The organism is Streptomyces sp. NPDC002680, assembly GCF_042889145.1.
GTDB classification, from domain to species: Bacteria; Actinomycetota; Actinomycetes; order Streptomycetales; family Streptomycetaceae; genus Streptomyces; species Streptomyces adonidis.
On the sequence record NZ_JBIAQP010000011.1, the window covers coordinates 33,680 to 53,177 of the forward strand.

Genomic DNA, 19,498 nt, shown 5'->3' on the forward strand with positions numbered 1-19,498 from the left:
CCTCGCGAAAGCTTCCGATCAGCCGACTCAGGCGACCGGAACGATGTTCACGACGTTGCGACCACGGTGCGTACCGAACTCCACGGCACCGGCGGCCAGCGCGAACAGCGTGTCGTCCTTGCCACGGCCGACGCTCGCGCCGGGGTGGAAGTGGGTGCCACGCTGGCGGACCAGGATCTCACCGGCGTTGACGACCTGACCGCCGAAGCGCTTCACGCCGAGCCGCTGAGCATTGGAGTCGCGACCGTTCCGGGTGGACGATGCGCCCTTCTTGTGTGCCATCTCTCCTCAGTCCCTTACTTCGCAGCCGCGGGGATCTCAGTGACCTTGATCGCCGTGTACTGCTGGCGGTGGCCCTGACGACGGCGGTAGCCGGTCTTGTTCTTGTAGCGAAGGATGTCGATCTTGACGCCCTTGTGGTGGTCCACGATCTCGGCCTGGACCTTGATGCCGGCCAGGACCCACGGGTCGCTGGTCACAGCGTCGCCGTCGACAACGAGCAGGGTCGAGAGCTCGACCGTGTCGCCAACCTTGGCAGTGGAAATCTTGTCAACCTCAACGATGTCGCCGACAGCAACCTTGTGCTGGCGACCACCGCTGCGCACGATGGCGTACACGCGGATCTCACTCTCTCGCTCGGGAACGGCACCCCCGCAGTCCAGCCGCCCGACAGAGGCGAGCGGCCTCTCCCGCCGCACCAAAATTGCCCGGTGCTCAGGAGGATGCAGGTTTACGGGGATGTGACGCGTCGTGGATGAAGCTATGGACACGCCGACGCTCAAGATTACGGGCCCGGCCTGAACGGGTCAAACTGAGCGCGATTCCCCCCGCTCCGGGCCCCCAAACCACAAGCACCCAAACGGCGACGGCCCGCCCGGTGAACCCGGACGGACCGTCGTACCGCACGTAACTACCGCTGCCCGGACAACCGGAGGCGGATCAGCCCTCCGTGCCCGCCGACACCGACTCCTCAGCCGCGGCCGTCTTCTTCGACGTCGCCGCCTTCTTGGTCGTGGCCTTCTTGGCGGCCGTGGTCGTCTTCTTCGCAGCCGTCTTCTTGACCGCCGTGGTCTTCTTCGCGGCGGTCTTCTTGGCCGTGGTCGCCTTCTTGGCGGCGGTCTTGCGCGCCGTCTTCTTGGCGGGAACCGCGTCCTCGGCCTCGGTCACGGCCACGTCGGGCTCGGTGGCCGCCGGGACGACCACGACGGCCGCCTCCTCGGACGAGGTGGGCGCGGTGGCCTTGCGCACGGCACGTCGCCGCGGCCGGGCCGGAGCCGCACTCTCGGTCGCCGCGACAGCCTCCACGGGCTCCTCGACAGGAGCGGGAGCCGCCACCGGCTCGACGACGGTCTCAGCGACGACCGTCACCACGGTCTCCGCCACACCCTGGTCGGCCGCCTTCGGCGACCCGGCCGGAGCGGACACCTTTCGGGTGGCCCGCCGACGCGTACGCCCCTTGGGAGCCGCGTCGTCCTGCACCGGCGCCTCGGCAACGGGCGCCTCGACAACCGGGTCCTCGACGGCCACGGGCTCGACGTGAGCCACGACCTCCGGCACCGCGACCGGTGCCGCATCCGGAACCACCGAAGCCTCGGCGACCTCGGCGACAACGGACTCGGCCGTACGGGCATCAGCGCGACGTCCGTCGGTCGAACGCGAATCCGACCGGGGCGCCCCCGCCGGAGACGAGGCCCTTCGGCCGGCGCGCCGCCTGGAACGGCCACCGCGGCCGGCCGCGGCCTCCGCCTCGGCGGCGCTGTTGTACAGCTCGTCGTCGGGCTCGAAGAAGGGCTCCGGCGCCGCGACCTCGGCGGCGACCTCGGCCACCGTCTCCTCGACGTCGTCGTCCGCATCGGCGTCGACGATCACATCGTGCTCGTGGGTGTCGTGGGCGTGCTCGTGCTCGGCACCGCCACGGCCGCGCTTCTTGCGCTTGCCGCCGCCTCCACTGGAACTGGGCTGCTCCATGTGCACGATGACACCGCGGCCGTTGCAGTGGACGCAGGTCTCGGAGAACGACTCCAGGAGGCCCTGTCCGACCCGCTTACGGGTCATCTGCACGAGCCCCAGCGACGTGACCTCGGCCACCTGGTGCTTCGTACGGTCGCGGCCCAGGCACTCCAGGAGGCGACGCAGGACCAGATCGCGGTTCGACTCCAGGACCATGTCGATGAAGTCGATGACGACGATGCCGCCCAGGTCGCGCAGCCGCAGCTGGCGCACGATCTCCTCGGCCGCCTCCAGGTTGTTCCTGGTGACGGTCTCTTCGAGGTTGCCGCCCTGGCCGGTGAACTTGCCGGTGTTGACGTCGACGACGATCATCGCCTCGGTCTTGTCGATCACCAGCGAGCCGCCGCTGGGCAGCCACACCTTGCGGTCGAGCGCCTTGGCGAGCTGCTCGTCGATGCGGTACGTCGCGAAGACGTCGACCTCGGAGGTCCACTTCGACAGCCGGTCGGTCAGGTCCGGGGCGACGTGGGCCACGTACCCGTGGATGGTCTGCCAGGCCTCGTCGCCGCTGACGATGACCTTGGTGAAGTCCTCGTTGAAGATGTCGCGCACGACGCGGACGGTCATGTCCGGCTCGCCGTACAGCAGGGTCGGCGCGTTGCCGCCCTTCGACTTCTTCTGGATGTCCTCCCACTGCGCCTGGAGCCGCTCGACGTCACGGCGCAGCTCGTCCTCGCTCGCGCCCTCGGCGGCGGTGCGCACGATGACGCCCGCGTCCTCGGGGACGATCTTCTTGAGGATGGTCTTCAGGCGCGCGCGCTCGGTGTCGGGCAGCTTGCGGCTGATGCCGGTCATCGACCCTTCGGGGACGTAGACCAGGTAGCGGCCGGGGAGCGAGACCTGACTGGTCAGACGCGCGCCCTTGTGGCCGATCGGGTCCTTCGTGACCTGCACGAGGACCGGCTGCCCGGACTTCAGCGCGCTCTCGATGCGCCGCGGCCCGTTGGCCATCCCCAGCGCCTCGAAGTTGACCTCACCGGCGTACAGGACGGCGTTGCGCCCCTTGCCGATGTCGATGAACGCGGCCTCCATGGACGGCAGCACGTTCTGGACCTTGCCCAGGTAGACGTTGCCGACGTACGAGGTCGCCTGCTCCTTGTTGACGTAGTGCTCGACGAGCACGTTGTCCTCAAGGACGCCGATCTGGGTGCGGTCGCCGTACTGGCGTACGACCATCACGCGTTCGACGGCCTCGCGGCGGGCCAGGAACTCGGCCTCGGTGATGATCGGGACGCGACGGCGGCCCTGCTCGCGGCCTTCGCGGCGGCGCTGCTTCTTGGCTTCGAGACGCGTCGAGCCCTTGATGGACTGGACCTCGTCGCTCGGGTGCTCGTCCCGCTTGGGGCGCGGCTCACGGACCTTGACGACGGTGCGCTCGGGGTCGCTGTCGGCGGTCGCGATCTCGCTCTCGCCGGACGAGTCACCGGCACGACGCCGACGACGGCGCCGGCGACGGCTGCTGGCGGAACCGGACCCGCCCGGCTCGTCGCGCTCGTCCTCCTCGGCGTCCTCGTCGACCTGGTCGGCGGTGTCCGCGGCGTCCTCGTCGGCCCGCGCGGACTGCTCGCCCGCGTAGTCGTCGTCCCCGGAGTCGTTGTCGGAGTCGGCGGACTCACCACGGCGCCTACGACGGCCACCGCGGCGGCGGCGCCGACGCGAACCGGGGCCCTCGTCGCCGTCGTCGTCCGTGTCGGTGTCGGTGTCGGTGTCGACGCTGTCCTCGGCGGACTCGTAGGCGTCGTCGACGCTCTCCGTCTCCTCCGGCTCGACGGGCGCGGCGGCCACGGGCTCCTCGTCGGCACGCCCACGACGGCGGCGACGGCGCGGGGTGTGCTCCTCGACGACGGTCTCGGCGACCGGGGCGGCCTCGACGGTCTCTTCCTCGGTCTCGATCTCCTCGACGTCCTCGGCCGCTTCGGCGGCGGCCGCGGCGGCGGCCCGCTCGGGCGTCTGGAACATCGGCTCGGTGAAGACGGGCGCCTGGAACACGGCGACGGCAGGACGCGCGGGACGCCGCCCATTCTCGCCGTTCTCGACGGCGGGCGCGGGCGCGGAGAACCCGACAGCGGCCTTACGGGCGACCCGGCGACGCCCACGACGCGACGAGGCGTCCTCGGCGACGACGGTCTCGGGCTCGGGCGCGGCGACCTCGGCGACGGGCGCGGGCGCCTCTTCCACAGGGGCGGCCGGAGCCTCGGCCTCGGCAGCGGGCGTGGAGACCCGGCGAGTGGCCCGACGACGGGCACGCGGAGCAGGCGCGGCCTCCTCCACGGCTGCGGGCGCCTCGGCCACGCTCTCCTCGCCGCTCTTCTCGCCGCTCTCCTCGGCAGTCGGGGCGGATACGGCGGTCACGGCAGGTTCGTCGACGGCCTCGGCGGCCTTGGCGGGCGCACCGGCGGGCGCGGACGCGCGCCGGGTGGCCCGACGGCGCGTACGAGGAGCGGGCGCCTCGGCGGCGGCTTCCTCGACCGTCTGATCGGTCTCTGCGGCCTTGGCGGCCTGGTCTGTCTCGTTTGTTTCGGCGGCCGGTATGGCCGGCGCTGTGGTCTCGGCCACGGCGGCGGCCTCGGCTCCGGCGACCGGCGGTCCCGCGGGGCGGGACGCGGCGCGGCGCCGTCGGCGCGGCGGCAGGGTGTCGCTGGGGGTGTCGTGTGCGGAACCCTCGATGGGTTCCGAAGCGGCTTCGGTCGGTTCGAGCATGCGGGCGGTTCTCCCGTCAGGCTCCCGGGCGCCGCACCTGGTCCGGCTTGGGTGCCGGTGACGTCCGCGGCTCGCGCAGTGCGCGGTGCCGCCGTCCGGGGCGCGGGCGCCGCACGGGAGCTCTCTGTGTCCTGTCTCGCCGGTTCCGTACGCCATGTTGCGTACGGCCTGGCGAAAGTCTTGTGGTCGGTGCGCTGCCCGACCCAGGTGGCTCCCGAGTACGAGGGCGGCGCTACGACGTCCGTCCCTTCGCGGGACCTTCCTTACGCCGGTGCCTGCGACGCGGCGGCAGTCGGAGTGGCCATGGAGAGGGCCACCGCTGCCTCGCGGTCGGGCGCGAGCGGGTCGGTCACCGTGCCGGTCTCTTCATCGAACAGCCCCTGCGCCAGCCTGGTCACCCCTGCGGGGACCGGCGGCGCCAGGTCGGCCACGGCGCGGAGACCGGACAGGACGTCGTCGGGTCGAACGGCAGGCGTCACGTGCCGAACAACCAGGCGCAGTATCGCACAGGCCCGGTCGGTCGGCCCAGCAAGGGGCGCGGCGCCAGCCGCTCCAGTGGAGCCGACGCTTGCGGCGGGCTGTGGACTGTGCGTCTCATTACCTGAATCAGCGCCTGTTTCGAACGCCTCCAGGCCCGCGACCGCGCCCCGGGCATCGAAGGTTCTCATGCCGTTCTTGGCGAGGCGCTGGACCTCGACGGTCTCGGCGGCGTTGAAGAGGTCGACGGCGCGGCGCGCGTCCTCGGGCGCCACACCCTCCAGCCGCAGCTCCCACACGGAAGCCGTGAGCCGGTCGGCGAGCCCGGAGGTCCGGGCCTCGACCGCGTCGACGATGTCGAGCCCGGTGGGCAGCGACTCGTCGAGCAGCTCGCGCAGCTTGTCGGGATCGCGCGCTTCGGTGAGCGCGATCTCCAGGTACTCCGCCTCACTGCCCGTGCCGGTGGCTGCAGCATTGGCGTACGACACCTTCGGATGCGGCGTGAACCCCGCCGAGTAGGCCATCGGCACCTCGGCACGGCGCAGCGCACGCTCGAAAGCGCGCTGGAAGTCACGGTGGCTGGTGAACCGGAGGCGGCCACGCTTGGTGTAGCGCAGTCGGATGCGCTGCACCGTCGGCGCGGGCGGCGGGCCTTCGGGCTGTCGCTTGCCCAGTGTCGTTCAGTCCTTCGTGAGTGCGGTCGTACTCCTACCAAGAGTACGTCCGTCGACGCCTCCTGGTTCCCGCCGGTCCACGGCGACCGCTTCCTTCGGCTCCCCGAAGAGCATCCGCCGGAAGTCGGCCCGCGCCTGCCGTGCCGAGTCGCGTGCGGCAGCCAGCACCTGCCGGGTGACCCGCCCCACACTGCGGGCGGCCTCGGCGGCGGGCCGCAGAACGGCGTCCCGCACGAAGTGCCCGACCGGCGTCAGCACGGCCTGGTACGCCCAGCGCACGGGCTCCACGAAGATCCACCGAAGGAGGGTCCCGAGGAACCGTCCGACGGCGAGCGAGATGTGCCCGGCGATGCGCCAGGCATGTCCGAGCGCGCCCCAGACCTCCCGCCCGATGACGGCGAGGACGCGTCCGACGGGCGTCAGCACCCAGCGCCACAGCGCGAGCGCGGGCAGGACGAGAAGCAGGCGCAGCACCCAGTAGAGAACGAACCCGACCCCGGTGACCACCATGCCGGCGCACCACGCGACCCCCCGGGCACACCAGGCGACCGCCCTGCCGATCGGCGTGAGGATCCACTCGTACAGCCACTGCGCGGGTACGACGACCAAGTACCGCGCGAGCCAGGCGGCGACGGCGTACGCGCCGAGCCCGAGGGCCGCCGCACCCGCCCCGAGCCCCCTGAGCACCCACAGCACCGCGCGCCCCACAGGCGTGAGCACGCGCGCGTAGAGCCAGCCGAGCCCGGCACCGATCCCCCGACACACCCACCAGAGCCCGGCGCCGATCCCCCGGCACACCCAGGCGAGCCCGTGACCGAGCGGCGTCAGCACATGGCGGTAGAGCCACACCAGGGGTACGACGACGAGCACGTTCCCGAGCCAGCCGAGCGCCTTGCCCAGGGGCTCGACGACGTACCGCCACAGCGCGACGAACGGCCAGACGAGGACGGCCCACGCGACCCAGGCGAGCGCCCGCCCGAGGGGCCGCAGCACCGCGTCCATGAGGAGGCGCCAGCCGACGACGAGCCCGTCCCACACCATCCGCACCGGCACGACCAGCACGAGCACGACGATCCGCACAGGGATGCGAATCGCGACGACGAGACACCCTTCGGGCTGCCGTTCGGGCTGCCGTGCCTCGACCTTCGTGGCCGGTTTCTCCAGATCCATACCGAGGTAGACGCGCGGGCCCCCTGTCCGGATGCGGTGTATCCGAAAAGTGACCAGGACGAGGGACAAGGGCCGTAAACCTACGACTTTTTGCCCTGCCTGCATGCGCGGATGCCAAGATGCGCGCATGGGGATGCCGAACGCACTGAACCCGAACAGGCTGGCCGAGTACTGCACTTCGGCCCTGGACGAGCACAACTGCCCCTCGGCCTCGGTGGCCGTCGTCGAACACGGCGAAGTGACCCTGGCCGAGGCATACGGCCTCGCGGACGTCACCACACCCCGCCCCGCCACCCCCGAGACGGCCTACGCCCTGGCCTCGGTCACCAAGCCCATGACGGCGACGGCGATCTGCGTGGCGGCCGACGAGGGCCTGCTGGACCTGGACGCCCCCGTACCCGTGCCGAACGACCACGGCTGGCCGGCCCCGACCGCCCGCCAACTCCTCCAGCACCGAGGCGGTCTAGCCGCCCACTACGACTTCCACTACACCGGCCCCGGCACCGACGACCGGATCGACGCGACCCCGTACGCGCGGCTGCACCGCCCCCCGGGCACGGCTTTCGAGTACGCCAACCTCGGCTACCGAGCCCTGGGCCACCTACTGGAAGCGGTGTCGGGCCAAGGTCTCGCGGACTTCGTACGGGAGCGGGTGTTCGAGCCCCTGGGCCTCACCGCCCTCCGCCTGGGCCCCACCCACCCCGGCCCGGCCCCCTCGGCGACGCGCTACACCACCGACGGCCGCGCCTATCCCCCGTACTGCGACACCAGCCACCCCGGCGCCACCCTGGGCTGGGCCCCCGCCACCCAACTGGCCCTCTTCGCCCAGTCGTACGACCGTCTGCTGAAACCGGAGACGGCGGCGGCCGTCCGCGAGGCGCACCCGGTCAACGCGGGCCTCGGATACGGGCTCGGCTGGTGCCTCTCACGCGGTGCCGGTCCCCTGGTGCAGAGCCACGGCGGCGGAATGGGCGGAGTGGCGGCGATCGTCGTGACCGTGCCCGAGCGGCGGCTGTCGGTGTCGGTGCTGACCAACAGCACGAACAAGGCGGCCCGCGACAGGATCACCCACCACATCCTCACCGCCCTCGTCCCCGACTTCTCCCCCGAGTCGATCTCCCCGATCACGGAAGACCCGGCACGCCCCCTGTCCCTCCCAACACCCCACTGGCAAGGCACGATCAGCACCCCCGAGGGAGACATCCCGCTGTCACTGACCCTCTCCCCGGAGGACGACCGGGCCCGCCTGCACCTGAACGACGAGAGCGCGGAAGCCCCGGCGAGCGCGTCGCGCGCATGGTCTGTGCAGGCGACCTTCCCCCTGCAGCTCCCCACGGCGGACGCCCGGATCAACAGCCCGGAACTGTCACTCCGCCTCCACCACGAACCGGACAGCGGCACCCTCACCGGGGTGGCACAGGCCTTCAAGTCCGGTGACGCACAGGGCCTGTTGGGCAACCTCCTCACACACCCCTGCCAACTCCGCCCCCGTTGAACCCACTTGGCACCCGGCACACAACTGCTTGACTGGCCCCATGACGAAGACCCTCGGTGTGCCCAGGCCCGACCAGGCGGCCTACATGCTGCGCGCCGCGTCCGAGGACGCCGGCCGGACGTACAAGCGGCAACTGCTCGACCTGCTGGACCTCCGCCCGGGCCACACCGTCCTGGACGTGGGCTGCGGCCCCGGCACCGACCTCCCGGCCCTCGCGGAACGCGTCGGCGCGACCGGCCGGGTCATCGGCGTGGACCGGGACCCGGCGATGCTGGCGACGGCCCGTGAACGCACCGCCGCCACAAGCGCGGTGGAGCTCCGGGAGGCGGACGCACACGCCCTGCCCGTCGTCCCCGGGACAGTGGACCGCGCCAAGATCGACCGGGTTCTGATGCATGTGCGGTCCCCGGCGGACGTACTGGCCCAACTCCGCACCGCCACCCGCCCCGGCGCCCTCGTCGCCCTGGCGGAACCCGACTGGGACACCCTGGCGGTGGACTCGGAGGACCTGGAGACGAGCCGCGCCTTCACCCGCTACACCACCGAGAAGGTGGTCCGCCACGCCACCGTCGGCCGCAGCCTCGCCCGCCTGGCGACCCGGGCGGGCTTCCGCGTCGAGACGACGATCGCCACGACCCCGGTCTTCACCGACTTCGACCACGGCGACCACACCCTGGGCCTCGGCCGCAACATGCAACAGGCCATCGCGGAGGGCCACATCGAAAGGACCCGGGGCGAGACCTGGTTCACCGGCCTCGCCCAAGGCCCCTTCTACGCGTCGTTCACCCTCGTCACGGTGATCTGCTCCCACCCGTGACGTCGGGTCACCTCAGTGACTGTGCCCGGTCCCCACCGGCTGCTTCACGGTCAGCGGCAGCAACTTCTTGCCCGTGGGGCCGATTTGAATGGAAGTGTCCATCTGCGGACACACCCCACAGTCGAAGCAAGGCGTCCACCGGCAGTCCTCGACCTCTGTCTCGTCGAGGGAGTCCTGCCAGTCCTCCCAGAGCCAGTCCTTGTCGAGGCCCGAGTCGAGGTGGTCCCACGGGAGGACCTCCTCGTACGTGCGTTCGCGCGTCGTGTACCAGTCGACGTCCACGCCGAAGGCGGGCAGCGTCTTCTCCGCGCAGGCCATCCAGCGGTCGTACGAGAAGTACTCGCGCCAGCCGTCGAAGCGGCCGCCGTCCTCGTACACCGCGCGGATCACCGCGCCGATACGGCGGTCGCCGCGTGACAGCAGGCCCTCGACGATGCCGGGCTTGCCGTCGTGGTAGCGGAAGCCGATCGAGCGGCCGTACTTCTTGTCGCCGCGGATCTTGTCGCGGAGCTTCCCGAGGCGGGCGTCCGTCTCCTCCGCGGAGAGCTGCGGGGCCCACTGGAACGGGGTGTGCGGCTTGGGCACGAAGCCGCCGATCGAGACCGTGCAGCGGATGTCGTTCTGGCCGGAGACCCTGCGGCCCTCGGCGATCACGTTCATCGCCATGTCGGCGATCTGGAGGACGTCCTCGTCGGTCTCCGTCGGCAGACCGCACATGAAGTACAGCTTCACCTGGCGCCAGCCGTTGCCGTACGCCGTGGAGACCGTCCGGATCAGGTCCTCTTCCGAGACCATCTTGTTGATGACCTTGCGCATGCGTTCCGAGCCGCCCTCGGGGGCGAACGTCAGACCGGACCTGCGGCCGTTCCTGGTCAGCTCGTTCGCCAGGTCCACGTTGAAGGCGTCCACGCGGGTCGACGGGAGCGACAGCCCGATCTTGTCGTCCGTGTAGCGGTCCGCGAGGCCCTTCGCGATGTCACCGATCTCCGAGTGGTCCGCCGACGAGAGGGAGAGGAGACCTACCTCCTCGAAGCCCGTCGCCTTCAGGCCCTTCTCCACCATCTCGCCGATGCCCGTGATGGAGCGTTCGCGCACCGGGCGGGTAATCATCCCCGCCTGGCAGAAACGGCAGCCGCGCGTGCAGCCGCGGAAGATCTCGACCGACATCCGCTCGTGGACGGTCTCCGCGAGCGGGACCAGGGGCTGCTTGGGGTAGGGCCACTCGTCCAGGTCCATGACGGTGTGCTTGGACACCCGCCACGGGACACCGGACTTGTTCGGTACGACACGCGCGATACGGCCGTCCGGCAGGTACTCCACGTCGTAGAACGCCGGGATGTACACGGACCCCGTCTTCGCGAGACGGAACAGGACCTCCTCGCGACCACCCGGGCGGCCCTCCGCCTTCCAGGCGCGGATGATCTCCGTCATGTCGAGGACGGCCTGCTCGCCGTCGCCGATGATCACCGCGTCGACGAAGTCCGCGATCGGCTCGGGGTTGAAGGCCGCGTGGCCGCCGGCCAGCACGATCGGGTCGTCGAGCGTCCGGTCCTTGGACTCCAGCGGGATGCCCGCCAGGTCCAGCGCCGTCAGCATGTTCGTGTAGCCCAGCTCCGTGGAGAAGGACAGCCCGAACACGTCGAAGGCCTTCACGGGACGGTGGGCGTCCACCGTGAACTGCGGGACGCCGTGCTCCCGCATCAGCGCCTCAAGGTCGGGCCACACGCTGTACGTACGCTCGGCGAGTACGCCCTCGCGCTCGTTCAGTACCTCGTAAAGGATCATGACGCCCTGGTTGGGCAGGCCGACCTCGTAGGCGTCGGGGTACATGAGCGCCCAGCGGACGTCGCAGTCCTCCCACGGCTTGACCGTGGAGTTGAGCTCTCCGCCGACGTACTGGATGGGCTTCTGCACATGCGGGAGCAGAGCTTCGAGCTGCGGGAAGACCGATTCGGCTGACATCTCGCACTTCCGTGGACCGACAGGGGTGGTCATTCAGCGTAACGCGGCCCGGGACACCCGCCGTACCGCCGACGATCTCCCCGGTCGGTTCCCCGCTCCGTTCGCTCAGACGTCCATCCCGTCCTTGGCCGTCGCCCAGGCCTCCGGCACCTCCTCCTCCACCCGCTCCGCCCGCCCTTCCTCGCGCCCGTAGAGCAGCCCGTACGTGAAGGTGTTCTCGCCCGCCGCGTGCGCCACGGCCGACAGCTCGCCCAGCGTGACGCGGGCCATGTGGCTGTCCTGGTGGTCGCCGAGGAGGCTCTGGAGGGACTTCATCGACTTGACGAGCGCCTTGGCGGGGCCGCCGAGGGCGGGGCCCGCCGCCTCGGCCGCGTAGCGGGTGCGCTTGGCCTTCTTGCGGGCCTCGTGCAGCCCGAGGTCGCGGTCGGCGCCGGGCGGCTGCGCCATGCCCTCCTCGATCAGCGCGGCCACCTTCGCGAAGTCCTTGCGTACGGCCTTGGCGAGCACCTTGTCCGGATCCTTCGCCGCCGCCTTGAGCACCGGCGGGTCGGCGACCACGGCGTCCAGGGTGTCGAGGAGCGTCAGATAGCGCGAGGAGTCCAGCACGCCGAGCAGTCGGCTGCGCGCTCCTCCGTACTCGGCCTTGGACCAGGCGGCCAGGCGGTCGCGGACGGGACCGTGGACCAGGGAGGAGGGCAGTTCGTCCAGGGCCGCGCCCAGCCGCTCGGCCAGCACCTCCTGGTCGCGGCCCACGCCCAGCTCCCCGGCGAGCCACTTCAGCTCGTCGCCGATCGGGTCGGTGACCTCCCGGTCGAGCACCTGGCCGAAGGACTTGAACGTGCTGCGCAGCCGCCGCGTGGCGACCCGCATGTCGTGCACGGACTCCTCGGCGTCCTGGCGCACGGCCGGATCGAGGTCGACGATGGCGTCCCGCTGGGCGCGGACATAGGCGAGGACGTGATCGCCCGCGGTGACGGGCTCGGCGGGTTCCGCTTCCGGGCGCGGCTGTCCGCCCTTGGTCTCCGCCAGCGCCCGCGCCAGCTTCGACGCGGACTTCGACGGCCGTACGCCCGCCTTGCGCAGGCGCTTCTCCACCTTGTCGAGGAAGCGGATGTCACCGCCGTCGGCCAGCTCCACCTCGATCTCGGTCCACTGTGCGGTGCCGTCACCGCCGAACAGCCGGTCCGCCCGTACGGTGTCCACGCCGACCTCGGCGAGTTGCTTGCCCTCGGCGTCGACGAGGTCGCGCACGTCCCGTGCGGAGCGCAGCCGGACCACGGGGACGAGCTGTCCCTCGCGGATCCGGGCGCGGACCAGGCCGGCCAGTTCGTCGGGGACGGTGTCGGAGAGCGGGACCTGGATCTCGTCGCGGACACCGGGGCCGACCGGGAGTTTGAGGTGCCAGCCGGCGTCGGACCCGCCGGTGCGGCGGCGCAGGGTGATCGACGCGGAGGCCAGACGCAGGTCCGAGGTGTCGTAGTAGGTCGCGTCCAGCTCGGCGGTGCCCTTGTCGAGGACATCGGCGACCCCGGCGACACCGGTCAGATCGGGCAGCCCGCTGTCGTCGGATTCATACTTCCGCTCGATTTCCCGCTTTGTGTCCGCCATGAATTGAATCTAGTCACGATTCGACGTCGACGGCAGTCCCCAAAGGTCACTTATTGGCCATCCGGGACACATCTCCCGTTCACGTGAACAACAGCGCGCCCCAAAGGGGCGCGGGGAACTGCGCGACCAGCCCCCACCGAACCCGCGGACAAAGAACCGCCGATCCCGCGGAGCGCTACGCGGACATGGGCCGTTCCACTCTGATCGACTGCAACAGCCCCACCGCCACCCACACGGCGAACATCGACGACCCCCCGTACGACACGAAGGGCAGTGGCAGACCGGCGACCGGCATGATCCCCAGGGTCATCCCGATGTTCTCGAACGACTGGAACGCGAACCACGCGATGATCCCGGCGGCGACGATCGTGCCGTACAACTCGGTCGTCTCCCGGGCGATACGGCAGGCCCGCCACAGCACCACGCCGAGGAGCAGGATGATCAGGCCCGCGCCCATGAAGCCCAGCTCCTCCCCCGCGACCGTGAACACGAAGTCGGTCTGCTGCTCCGGGACGAACTGGCCGGTGGTCTGCGAGCCGTGGAACAGTCCGGTGCCGGTGAGACCGCCCGAACCGATCGCGATCCTCGCCTGGTTGGTGTTGTAGCCGACACCGGACGGGTCCAGCTCCGGGTTGGCGAAGGCGGCGAAGCGGTTGATCTGGTACTCGTCCAGGACCCCGAGCTGCCAGACCAGTACCGCGCCCAGGGCTCCCGTGCCCAGCAGGCCGAAGATCCAGCGGTTGGAGGCGCCGGAGGCGAGCAGCACCCCGAGCACGATGATGACCATGACCATGACCGACCCGAGGTCGGGCATCAGCATGACGATCATCATCGGTACGGCGGCCAGGCCCAGGGCCTGGAGGACCGTGCGGTGGTCGGGGTAGGGCTTGTCGCCCGCGTCGACACGGGCGGCCAGCAGCATCGCCATTCCCAGGATGATCGTGATCTTCACGAACTCCGAGGGCTGGAGCGAGAAGCCGCCGCCGAGCACGATCCACGCGTGGGCGCCGTTGACGGTCGCGCCCAGCGGGGTCAGCACCATGAGGATCAGGAACACCGAGAGCCCGTACAGGATCGGGACCGCGGTGCGCAGGGTGCGGTGGCCGAGCCAGACCGTGCCGATCATCAGACAGAACCCGATGCCGGTGTTCATGAGGTGCCGGATCAGGAAGTAGTACTGGTCGCCCTGGTTGATCTCGGTGCGGTTGCGGGTCGCCGAGTAGACCAGGATCGCGCCGATGAAGGACAGCGCGAGCGCGGACAGCAGTATCGGCCAGTCCAGCCTGCGGGCCAGCGAGTCGCGGGCCAGCAGACGGGACAGGGACGAGCGTTCGGGGCCGTAGCCGGAGACGGAGAAGGTGTTCGCGCCGGTCATGTCGTGGTCGTCCTTCGCGTACTCCGCCTGCGCCTGCGTTTGCGGCCACCGTGTGCTCGTCGGCCGCTGCGGTTGGTGCGTGTGCCCTCCGAGGCGACCGTGGCCGGCGGGAGCTGCCCGGCCGCGAGGGCGAGCGCCTCCTCGGTGGCCTGCGTCTCCGGGACGTACGGCTTGATCTTCGGGGCGTCGATCGAGCCGTCCGACTCGATCTTCGGCAGGCTCTTCTGCGGGGTGGGCAGCAGCGCCTTCTTGTTGTCGATCTTTCCGTCCGGGGAGACGCCGTACAGAGCCTCGTATATTTTGCGGACAGCCGGGCCGGAGGCTCCGGAGCCCGTACCACCCTGGGAGATCGTCATGACGATCGTGTAGTCCTTGGTGTACGTCGCGAACCACGAGGTGGTCTGCTTGCCGTAGACCTCGGCCGTACCCGTCTTGGCGTGCATCGGGATCTTGTCCTGCGGCCAGCCGCCGAACCGCCAGGCCGCCGAACCCCGGGTGACGACTCCCTCAAGGGCACCGTCTATGTCCTTCAGCGTCGACTGCGAGATCGGCAGCTTGCCGTGCGACTTGGGCTTGATCGCCTCGACGGACTTGCCGTCGGCGCTGACGATCGCCTTGCCGACCGTCGGGTCGTACAGGGTGCCGCCGTTGGAGATCGCCGAGTAGATCGTCGCCATCTGTATCGGCGTGACGAGGATGTCGCCCTGACCGATCGAGTAGTTGACGGAGTCACCGGCGCGCATCAGATTGCCTTCGAGGCAGTTCTCGTACGCGATCTGCTGGGCGTAGGTGCCGCCCTTCTTGCCGTACTTGCACCAGGAGGCCTTGTTGGCCTTCCAGTAGTCCTGCTTCCACTTGCGGTCGGGGACGCGGCCGGAGACCTCGTTGGGGAGGTCGATGCCGGTCTCGGCGCCGAGGCCGAACTGGTGGGCGGTCTTGTAGAACCAGTTGCCGGCGCTCTTCTTCGGCTTCAGGCCGCCGTCCTTCGCCCACTCGTCGTGGGCGATCCGGTAGAAGACCGTGTCGCAGGAGACCTCGATGGCGCGGCCGAGGCTGATCGGGCCGTACCCCTTGGACTCGTAGTTCTTGAAGACCTGGCCGCCGATCGAGTACGAGCTGGAGCAGTCGTAGTTCCCGTCGAAGGGGTAGCCCGCGTTGACTGCGGCCGAGGTGGAGATGACCTTGAAGATCGAGCCGGGGGCCGCCTGGCCCTGGATCGCCCGGTTGAGCAGCGGGTAGTTGGAGTTCTTCCCGGTCAGCTTGGCGTAGTCCTTGGCGGAGATGCCGCCGACCCAGGCGTTCGGGTCGTACGTCGGGTTGGACGCCATCGCGACGACCCGGCCCGTCTTGGCCTCCATGACGACGACCGCGCCCGCGTCGGCCTTGTAGTTCTCGCTGGTGTTGTCGTCGTACTCCTTGCGGGCTTCCTTCATCGCGTTGTTCAACTCGTACTCGGCGACCCGCTGAACCCGCGCGTCTATGCTCGTGACGAGGTTGGAGCCGGACTGTGCGGGGTCCGCCTCGGCGGTGCCGATGACGCGGCCGAGGTTGTCGACCTCGTAGCGGGTGACGCCGGCCTTGCCGCGCAGCTCCTTGTCGTACTCCCGTTCAAGACCGGAGCGGCCGACCTGGTCGGAGCGCAGATACGGCGAGTCGGTGTCCTGCGCCTTGGTGATCTCCTCGTCGGTGACCGGGGAGAGGTAGCCGAGGACCTGGGCGGTGTTGGAGCCGCCGGGGCCGGCGTACCGGCGCACGGCCTCGGGCTCGGCGGTGATGCCGGGGAAGTCCTCGGAGCGCTCGCGGATCTGGAGGGCCTGGCGGGCGGTGGCCTCGTCGGTGATGGGGATCGGCTGGTAGGGCGAGCCGTTCCAGCAGGGCTGGGGCGTCTTGGCGTCGCACAGCCGGACCTTGTCCTTGACGTCCTTGGGCTTCATGCCCAGGACCCCGGCGAGCTTGGTGAGGACGGCGTCGCCGTCGTCCGCCATCTTCAGCAGTTCGGTGCGGGACGCGGAGACGACGAGGCGTGTCTCGTTGTCCGCGATCGGCACCCCGCGCGCGTCGAGGATCGAGCCGCGGACGGCGGGCTGCACGACCTGCTGCACATGGTTGCCGGACGCCTCCTTGGCGTACGCGTCGCCCTCGCGGATCTGGAGGTACCACAGCCGGCCGCCGAGGGTGCCGAGGAGGGAGAGGACGAGGATCTGGATGACGACGAGCCGGATCTGGACGCGTGGCGTCCGGCCGGTCTCGGGAATGTTGGTCACTGGTGCTGCCTCCCCCTCTCAGTGCGCCGACGTGTGTGACGTAGACGTATGTGCGCGTACGAATGATGAACGGGCGACCTGTGAGGCCGCGTTCCGCCCCGGCGAACTCGTTCGAGTGAACTCTCCTGCGGTCACAGCCGCTTGACCCCCTTGATGCGGCCGGCGCGGGCGGCCTTCGAGCGGGCCGCCTTCACCTTCAGGCCGCCGCGCTGGCTGCCGATGCGCAGTCCGGTGCCGGAGGAGAGCCAGCCCGACGAGATGTCGCTCTTCTTGGCCGAGGAGTTGGCCTCGGCGAGCGGATCGTTCTCCGCTCTGCGGGCCAGGAACATGATGCCGGGGACCACGAAGGGCGCGAGCAGCAGGTCGTACACCGCGGCCGTGAACAGCAGGCTGCCGAGGCCCACGTTGCGGGCGGCGGTGTCGCCGACGAGGGCGCCGACACCGGCGTACAGGAGGGTCGTGCCGACGGCGGCGGCGACCACGACTGCCATCGGCCCTGTGGCCGACTTGAGCTGCCCGTTCTCGGGTTTGACCAGGCCGGCGAGGTAGCCGATGACGCAGAGCACGAGGGCGTAGCGGCCGGCCGCGTGGTCGGCGGGCGGGGCGAGGTCGGCGAGGAGTCCGGCGCCGAAGCCGACGAGGGCGCCGCCGACATGGCCGTACACCAGGGCGAGGCCGAGGACGGTCAGCAGGAGGAGGTCGGGGACGGCGCCCGGGAGGTGCAGGCGGGCGAGGACGCTCACCTGGATCACCATGGCGACGACCACCAGGGTGGTGGAGAGGAGCATCCGGTTGAAACGCATGGGGAAGTTCAGCTCCTACTGCTCTTGCTGGTACTGGCCGTCGGCCGCCGACGCGGACGGGGTCACCGTGACGGTGACCGTCGGTGTGGGCGTCGGCTTCGGCTTGGCCGGGAGGACGGTGTCGCGCGGGTCGGTGCGCGGGGCCTCGACGACGACACCGACGATGTCGAGCTTGGTGAAGCCGACGAACGGCGTGACGTAGATCGTGCGGGTCAGGTCGCCGCCGGACGGATCGACCCGGGACACGACCCCGACGGGTACGCCGGGCACGAACGGCTTGTCGGCCTGCGAGCCGAAGGTGACGAGCCGGTCGCCCTTCTGCACCTTGGCCTTGCCGTTGAGGAGCTGGACGCGCAGCGGACGGTCGCCCTGCCCGGAGGCGAAGCCCAGTTCGTCGCTGCCCTCCATGCGCGTACCGACGGTGAAGTCGGGGTCGTTGGCGAGCAGCACGGTCGAGGTGCCGGGGCCGACGGTGGTGACGCGGCCGACGAGTCCGTCGCCGTTGAGGACGGTCATGTCGCGCTTGACGCCGTCGTTCGCGCCGATGTCGATGGTGACCGTCCAGGAGAAGCCCTGGGCCGCTCCTATGGCAATGACCTCGGCGCCCTTGATGCCGTACTGCCCGGCACCGGCCGACTTCAGCATCTTGTCGAGCTGGTTGAGTCTGCTGCGGTTGCGATCGCCGCTGCCGAGGCGGGCCTTGAGCGCCGCGTTCTCCTTCTCCAGCGCGGCGAGCCGGTCGTGCCGCTCACCGGAGTCGCGTACGGCGGAGACCGCGTCGCCGACCGGGTCGACCACGGTGGCCACCCCGTCCTCGACCGGCCCGAAGACGGCTGCCGCGGCCTGTCGGGCACCGTCGACCGGTGAGTCCTCCCCGCCGCGGATGTCCACCGTGATCAGCGCGAACGCGATCGCGATCAGCAGCACCAGGAGCAGCCGGCTCTCTCGTGTGTCCCTCACGTGCGGCGGCCGTGCCTTCCTCAATAGAGTTTTTGGGCAACGAAGTCTTTGGGAGTCTTTGGCGGCAATGGAGTTCTTTGGGCGAGCTTATGCCTCTATATCAACGATCCGCCGCACGAGAGGAGATCATCTCGTACGGCGGAATCGAAGAGTTACGTCATCTGCGCGGCTGCGCGTCCAGCACCTGCTGGAGCGCCTCGAACTCCTCCACGCACTTGCCGGAGCCGAGCACCACGCTGTCCAGCGGGTCCTCGGCGATGTGGATGGGCATGCCGGTCTCCCGGCGCAGCCGCTCGTCGAGCCCGCGGAGCAGGGCGCCGCCGCCGGTCAGAACGATTCCGCGGTCCATGATGTCGCCGGACAGCTCGGGCGGGCACTTGTCGAGGGTGGTCTTCACGGCGTCGACGATCGCGTTGACCGGTTCTTCGATGGCCTTGCGGACTTCGGCCGCGGAGATCACGACGGTCTTGGGCAGGCCGGAAACGAGGTCCCGGCCGCGGATTTCGGTGTGTTCGTCAGCGTCGAGGTCGTACGCCGAACCGATCGTGATCTTGATCTGTTCGGCCGTCCGCTCACCGAGGAGGAGCGAGTACTCCTTCTTGATGTGCTGGATGATCGCGTTGTCCAGTTCGTCACCCGCGACGCGGATGGACTGGGCGGTGACGATGCCGCCGAGGGAGATGACCGCGACCTCCGTGGTGCCGCCGCCGATGTCCACCACCATGTTGCCCGTGGCCTCGTGGACCGGCAGGCCGGAACCGATGGCCGCGGCCATGGGCTCCTCGATGATGTGCACCTGGCGCGCGCCGGCCTGGGACGAGGCCTCGATGACGGCACGGCGCTCGACGCCCGTGATGCCCGAGGGCACACAGACGACGACACGGGGACGGGCGAGATACCGCCGCTTGTGAATCTTCAGAATGAAGTAGCGGAGCATCCGCTCGGTGATCTCGAAGTCGGCGATGACGCCGTCCCTGAGTGGGCGCACGGCAACGATGTTGCCGGGCGTCCGACCGATCATCTTCTTCGCTTCCGATCCGACCGCGAGAATGCCACCGGTGTTGGTGTTGATCGCGACGACGGACGGCTCGTTGAGTACGATCCCGCGACCCCTGACGTACACCAGCGTGTTGGCGGTCCCGAGGTCGACAGCCATGTCACGGCCGATGAACGACATTGAGTT

General features: G+C 70.0%; 14 protein-coding genes. 2 read left to right on the forward strand and 12 right to left on the reverse strand.

What is annotated here, in order from left to right:
- Positions 1–27 precede the first annotated feature (27 nt).
- The 5 genes from rpmA to ACFYXF_RS27750 all read right to left on the reverse strand — a co-directional run bounded on the left by rpmA (position 28) and on the right by ACFYXF_RS27750 (position 7,031).
- Positions 28–282 (reverse strand): 50S ribosomal protein L27, encoded by a 255-nt coding sequence (gene rpmA, locus ACFYXF_RS27730; RefSeq protein WP_105974470.1) that lies wholly within the window; start codon positions 280–282, stop codon positions 28–30.
- 14 nt (positions 283–296) lie between these two features.
- Positions 297–617, reverse strand: a complete 321-nt coding sequence (gene rplU / locus ACFYXF_RS27735) for a 50S ribosomal protein L21 (RefSeq protein WP_006374708.1) — start codon at positions 615–617, stop codon at positions 297–299.
- 322 nt (positions 618–939) lie between these two features.
- Positions 940–4,710 carry an Rne/Rng family ribonuclease gene (locus tag ACFYXF_RS27740; RefSeq protein ID WP_389353393.1) on the reverse strand — a complete coding sequence of 1,257 codons (3,771 nt, stop codon included), beginning with the start codon at positions 4,708–4,710 and terminating at the stop codon, positions 940–942.
- 263 nt (positions 4,711–4,973) lie between these two features.
- Positions 4,974–5,819, reverse strand: a complete 846-nt coding sequence (locus tag ACFYXF_RS27745) for a TIGR03936 family radical SAM-associated protein (protein ID WP_389353395.1) — start codon at positions 5,817–5,819, stop codon at positions 4,974–4,976.
- Positions 5,820–5,867: 48 nt separating this feature from the next.
- Entirely contained in the window at positions 5,868–7,031 is a 1,164-nt protein-coding gene (locus tag ACFYXF_RS27750; RefSeq protein WP_389353397.1) for a hypothetical protein, read from the reverse strand.
- 127 nt (positions 7,032–7,158) lie between these two features.
- Here ACFYXF_RS27750 and ACFYXF_RS27755 point away from each other — a divergent pair, with 127 nt between their 5' ends.
- Together ACFYXF_RS27755 and ACFYXF_RS27760 are read left to right on the forward strand one after the other, a co-directional pair.
- On the forward strand, positions 7,159–8,526 hold the full coding sequence (locus tag ACFYXF_RS27755; RefSeq protein WP_389353399.1) for a serine hydrolase domain-containing protein: 1,368 nt from the start codon (positions 7,159–7,161) through the stop codon (positions 8,524–8,526).
- Between the two features lie 40 nt (positions 8,527–8,566).
- The gene (locus ACFYXF_RS27760; RefSeq protein ID WP_389353400.1) at positions 8,567–9,343 is read left to right on the forward strand and encodes a methyltransferase domain-containing protein; all 777 of its coding nucleotides are present in this window, start codon (positions 8,567–8,569) and stop codon (positions 9,341–9,343) included.
- Positions 9,344–9,355: 12 nt separating this feature from the next.
- Here ACFYXF_RS27760 and ACFYXF_RS27765 read toward each other — a convergent pair whose 3' ends face one another.
- The 7 genes from ACFYXF_RS27765 to ACFYXF_RS27795 all read right to left on the reverse strand — a co-directional run bounded on the left by ACFYXF_RS27765 (position 9,356) and on the right by ACFYXF_RS27795 (position 19,492).
- Positions 9,356–11,305: a TIGR03960 family B12-binding radical SAM protein gene (locus ACFYXF_RS27765; RefSeq protein ID WP_389353402.1), complete on the reverse strand. Its 1,950-nt coding sequence runs from the start codon at positions 11,303–11,305 to the stop codon at positions 9,356–9,358.
- Between the two features lie 105 nt (positions 11,306–11,410).
- Entirely contained in the window at positions 11,411–12,913 is a 1,503-nt protein-coding gene (locus ACFYXF_RS27770) for a CHAD domain-containing protein (protein ID WP_389353404.1), read from the reverse strand.
- Positions 12,914–13,088: 175 nt separating this feature from the next.
- Positions 13,089–14,288 (reverse strand): rod shape-determining protein RodA, encoded by a 1,200-nt coding sequence (gene rodA, locus ACFYXF_RS27775; RefSeq protein ID WP_389353406.1) that lies wholly within the window; start codon positions 14,286–14,288, stop codon positions 13,089–13,091.
- Positions 14,285–16,552 (reverse strand): penicillin-binding protein 2, encoded by a 2,268-nt coding sequence (mrdA, locus tag ACFYXF_RS27780; RefSeq protein WP_389353408.1) that lies wholly within the window; start codon positions 16,550–16,552, stop codon positions 14,285–14,287. The genes rodA and mrdA overlap by 4 nt, the downstream gene beginning before the upstream one ends.
- A gap of 131 nt (positions 16,553–16,683) precedes the next feature.
- On the reverse strand, positions 16,684–17,355 hold the full coding sequence (gene mreD, locus ACFYXF_RS27785) for a rod shape-determining protein MreD (protein ID WP_389353410.1): 672 nt from the start codon (positions 17,353–17,355) through the stop codon (positions 16,684–16,686).
- Between the two features lie 15 nt (positions 17,356–17,370).
- Positions 17,371–18,315 (reverse strand): rod shape-determining protein MreC, encoded by a 945-nt coding sequence (gene mreC / locus ACFYXF_RS27790; RefSeq protein ID WP_389353412.1) that lies wholly within the window; start codon positions 18,313–18,315, stop codon positions 17,371–17,373.
- 157 nt (positions 18,316–18,472) lie between these two features.
- Positions 18,473–19,492 carry a rod shape-determining protein gene (locus tag ACFYXF_RS27795; protein ID WP_235479136.1) on the reverse strand — a complete coding sequence of 340 codons (1,020 nt, stop codon included), beginning with the start codon at positions 19,490–19,492 and terminating at the stop codon, positions 18,473–18,475.
- Positions 19,493–19,498: the final 6 nt, after the last annotated feature.

Excerpts from the sequence above, each read along its gene's own strand:
- rpmA (WP_105974470.1), bottom strand. The coding sequence starts at position 282 with ATGGCACACAAGAAGGGCGCATCGTCCACCCGGAACGGTCGCGACTCC.
- ACFYXF_RS27740 (WP_389353393.1), bottom strand. The coding sequence starts at position 4,710 with ATGCTCGAACCGACCGAAGCCGCTTCGGAACCCATCGAGGGTTCCGCA.
- ACFYXF_RS27750 (WP_389353397.1), bottom strand. The coding sequence starts at position 7,031 with ATGGATCTGGAGAAACCGGCCACGAAGGTCGAGGCACGGCAGCCCGAA.
- ACFYXF_RS27755 (WP_389353399.1), top strand. The coding sequence starts at position 7,159 with ATGGGGATGCCGAACGCACTGAACCCGAACAGGCTGGCCGAGTACTGC.
- ACFYXF_RS27760 (WP_389353400.1), top strand. The coding sequence starts at position 8,567 with ATGACGAAGACCCTCGGTGTGCCCAGGCCCGACCAGGCGGCCTACATG.
- ACFYXF_RS27765 (WP_389353402.1), bottom strand. The coding sequence starts at position 11,305 with ATGTCAGCCGAATCGGTCTTCCCGCAGCTCGAAGCTCTGCTCCCGCAT.
- ACFYXF_RS27770 (WP_389353404.1), bottom strand. The coding sequence starts at position 12,913 with ATGGCGGACACAAAGCGGGAAATCGAGCGGAAGTATGAATCCGACGAC.
- rodA (WP_389353406.1), bottom strand. The coding sequence starts at position 14,288 with ATGACCGGCGCGAACACCTTCTCCGTCTCCGGCTACGGCCCCGAACGC.
- mreD (WP_389353410.1), bottom strand. The coding sequence starts at position 17,355 with ATGCGTTTCAACCGGATGCTCCTCTCCACCACCCTGGTGGTCGTCGCC.
- ACFYXF_RS27795 (WP_235479136.1), bottom strand. The coding sequence starts at position 19,492 with ATGTCGTTCATCGGCCGTGACATGGCTGTCGACCTCGGGACCGCCAAC.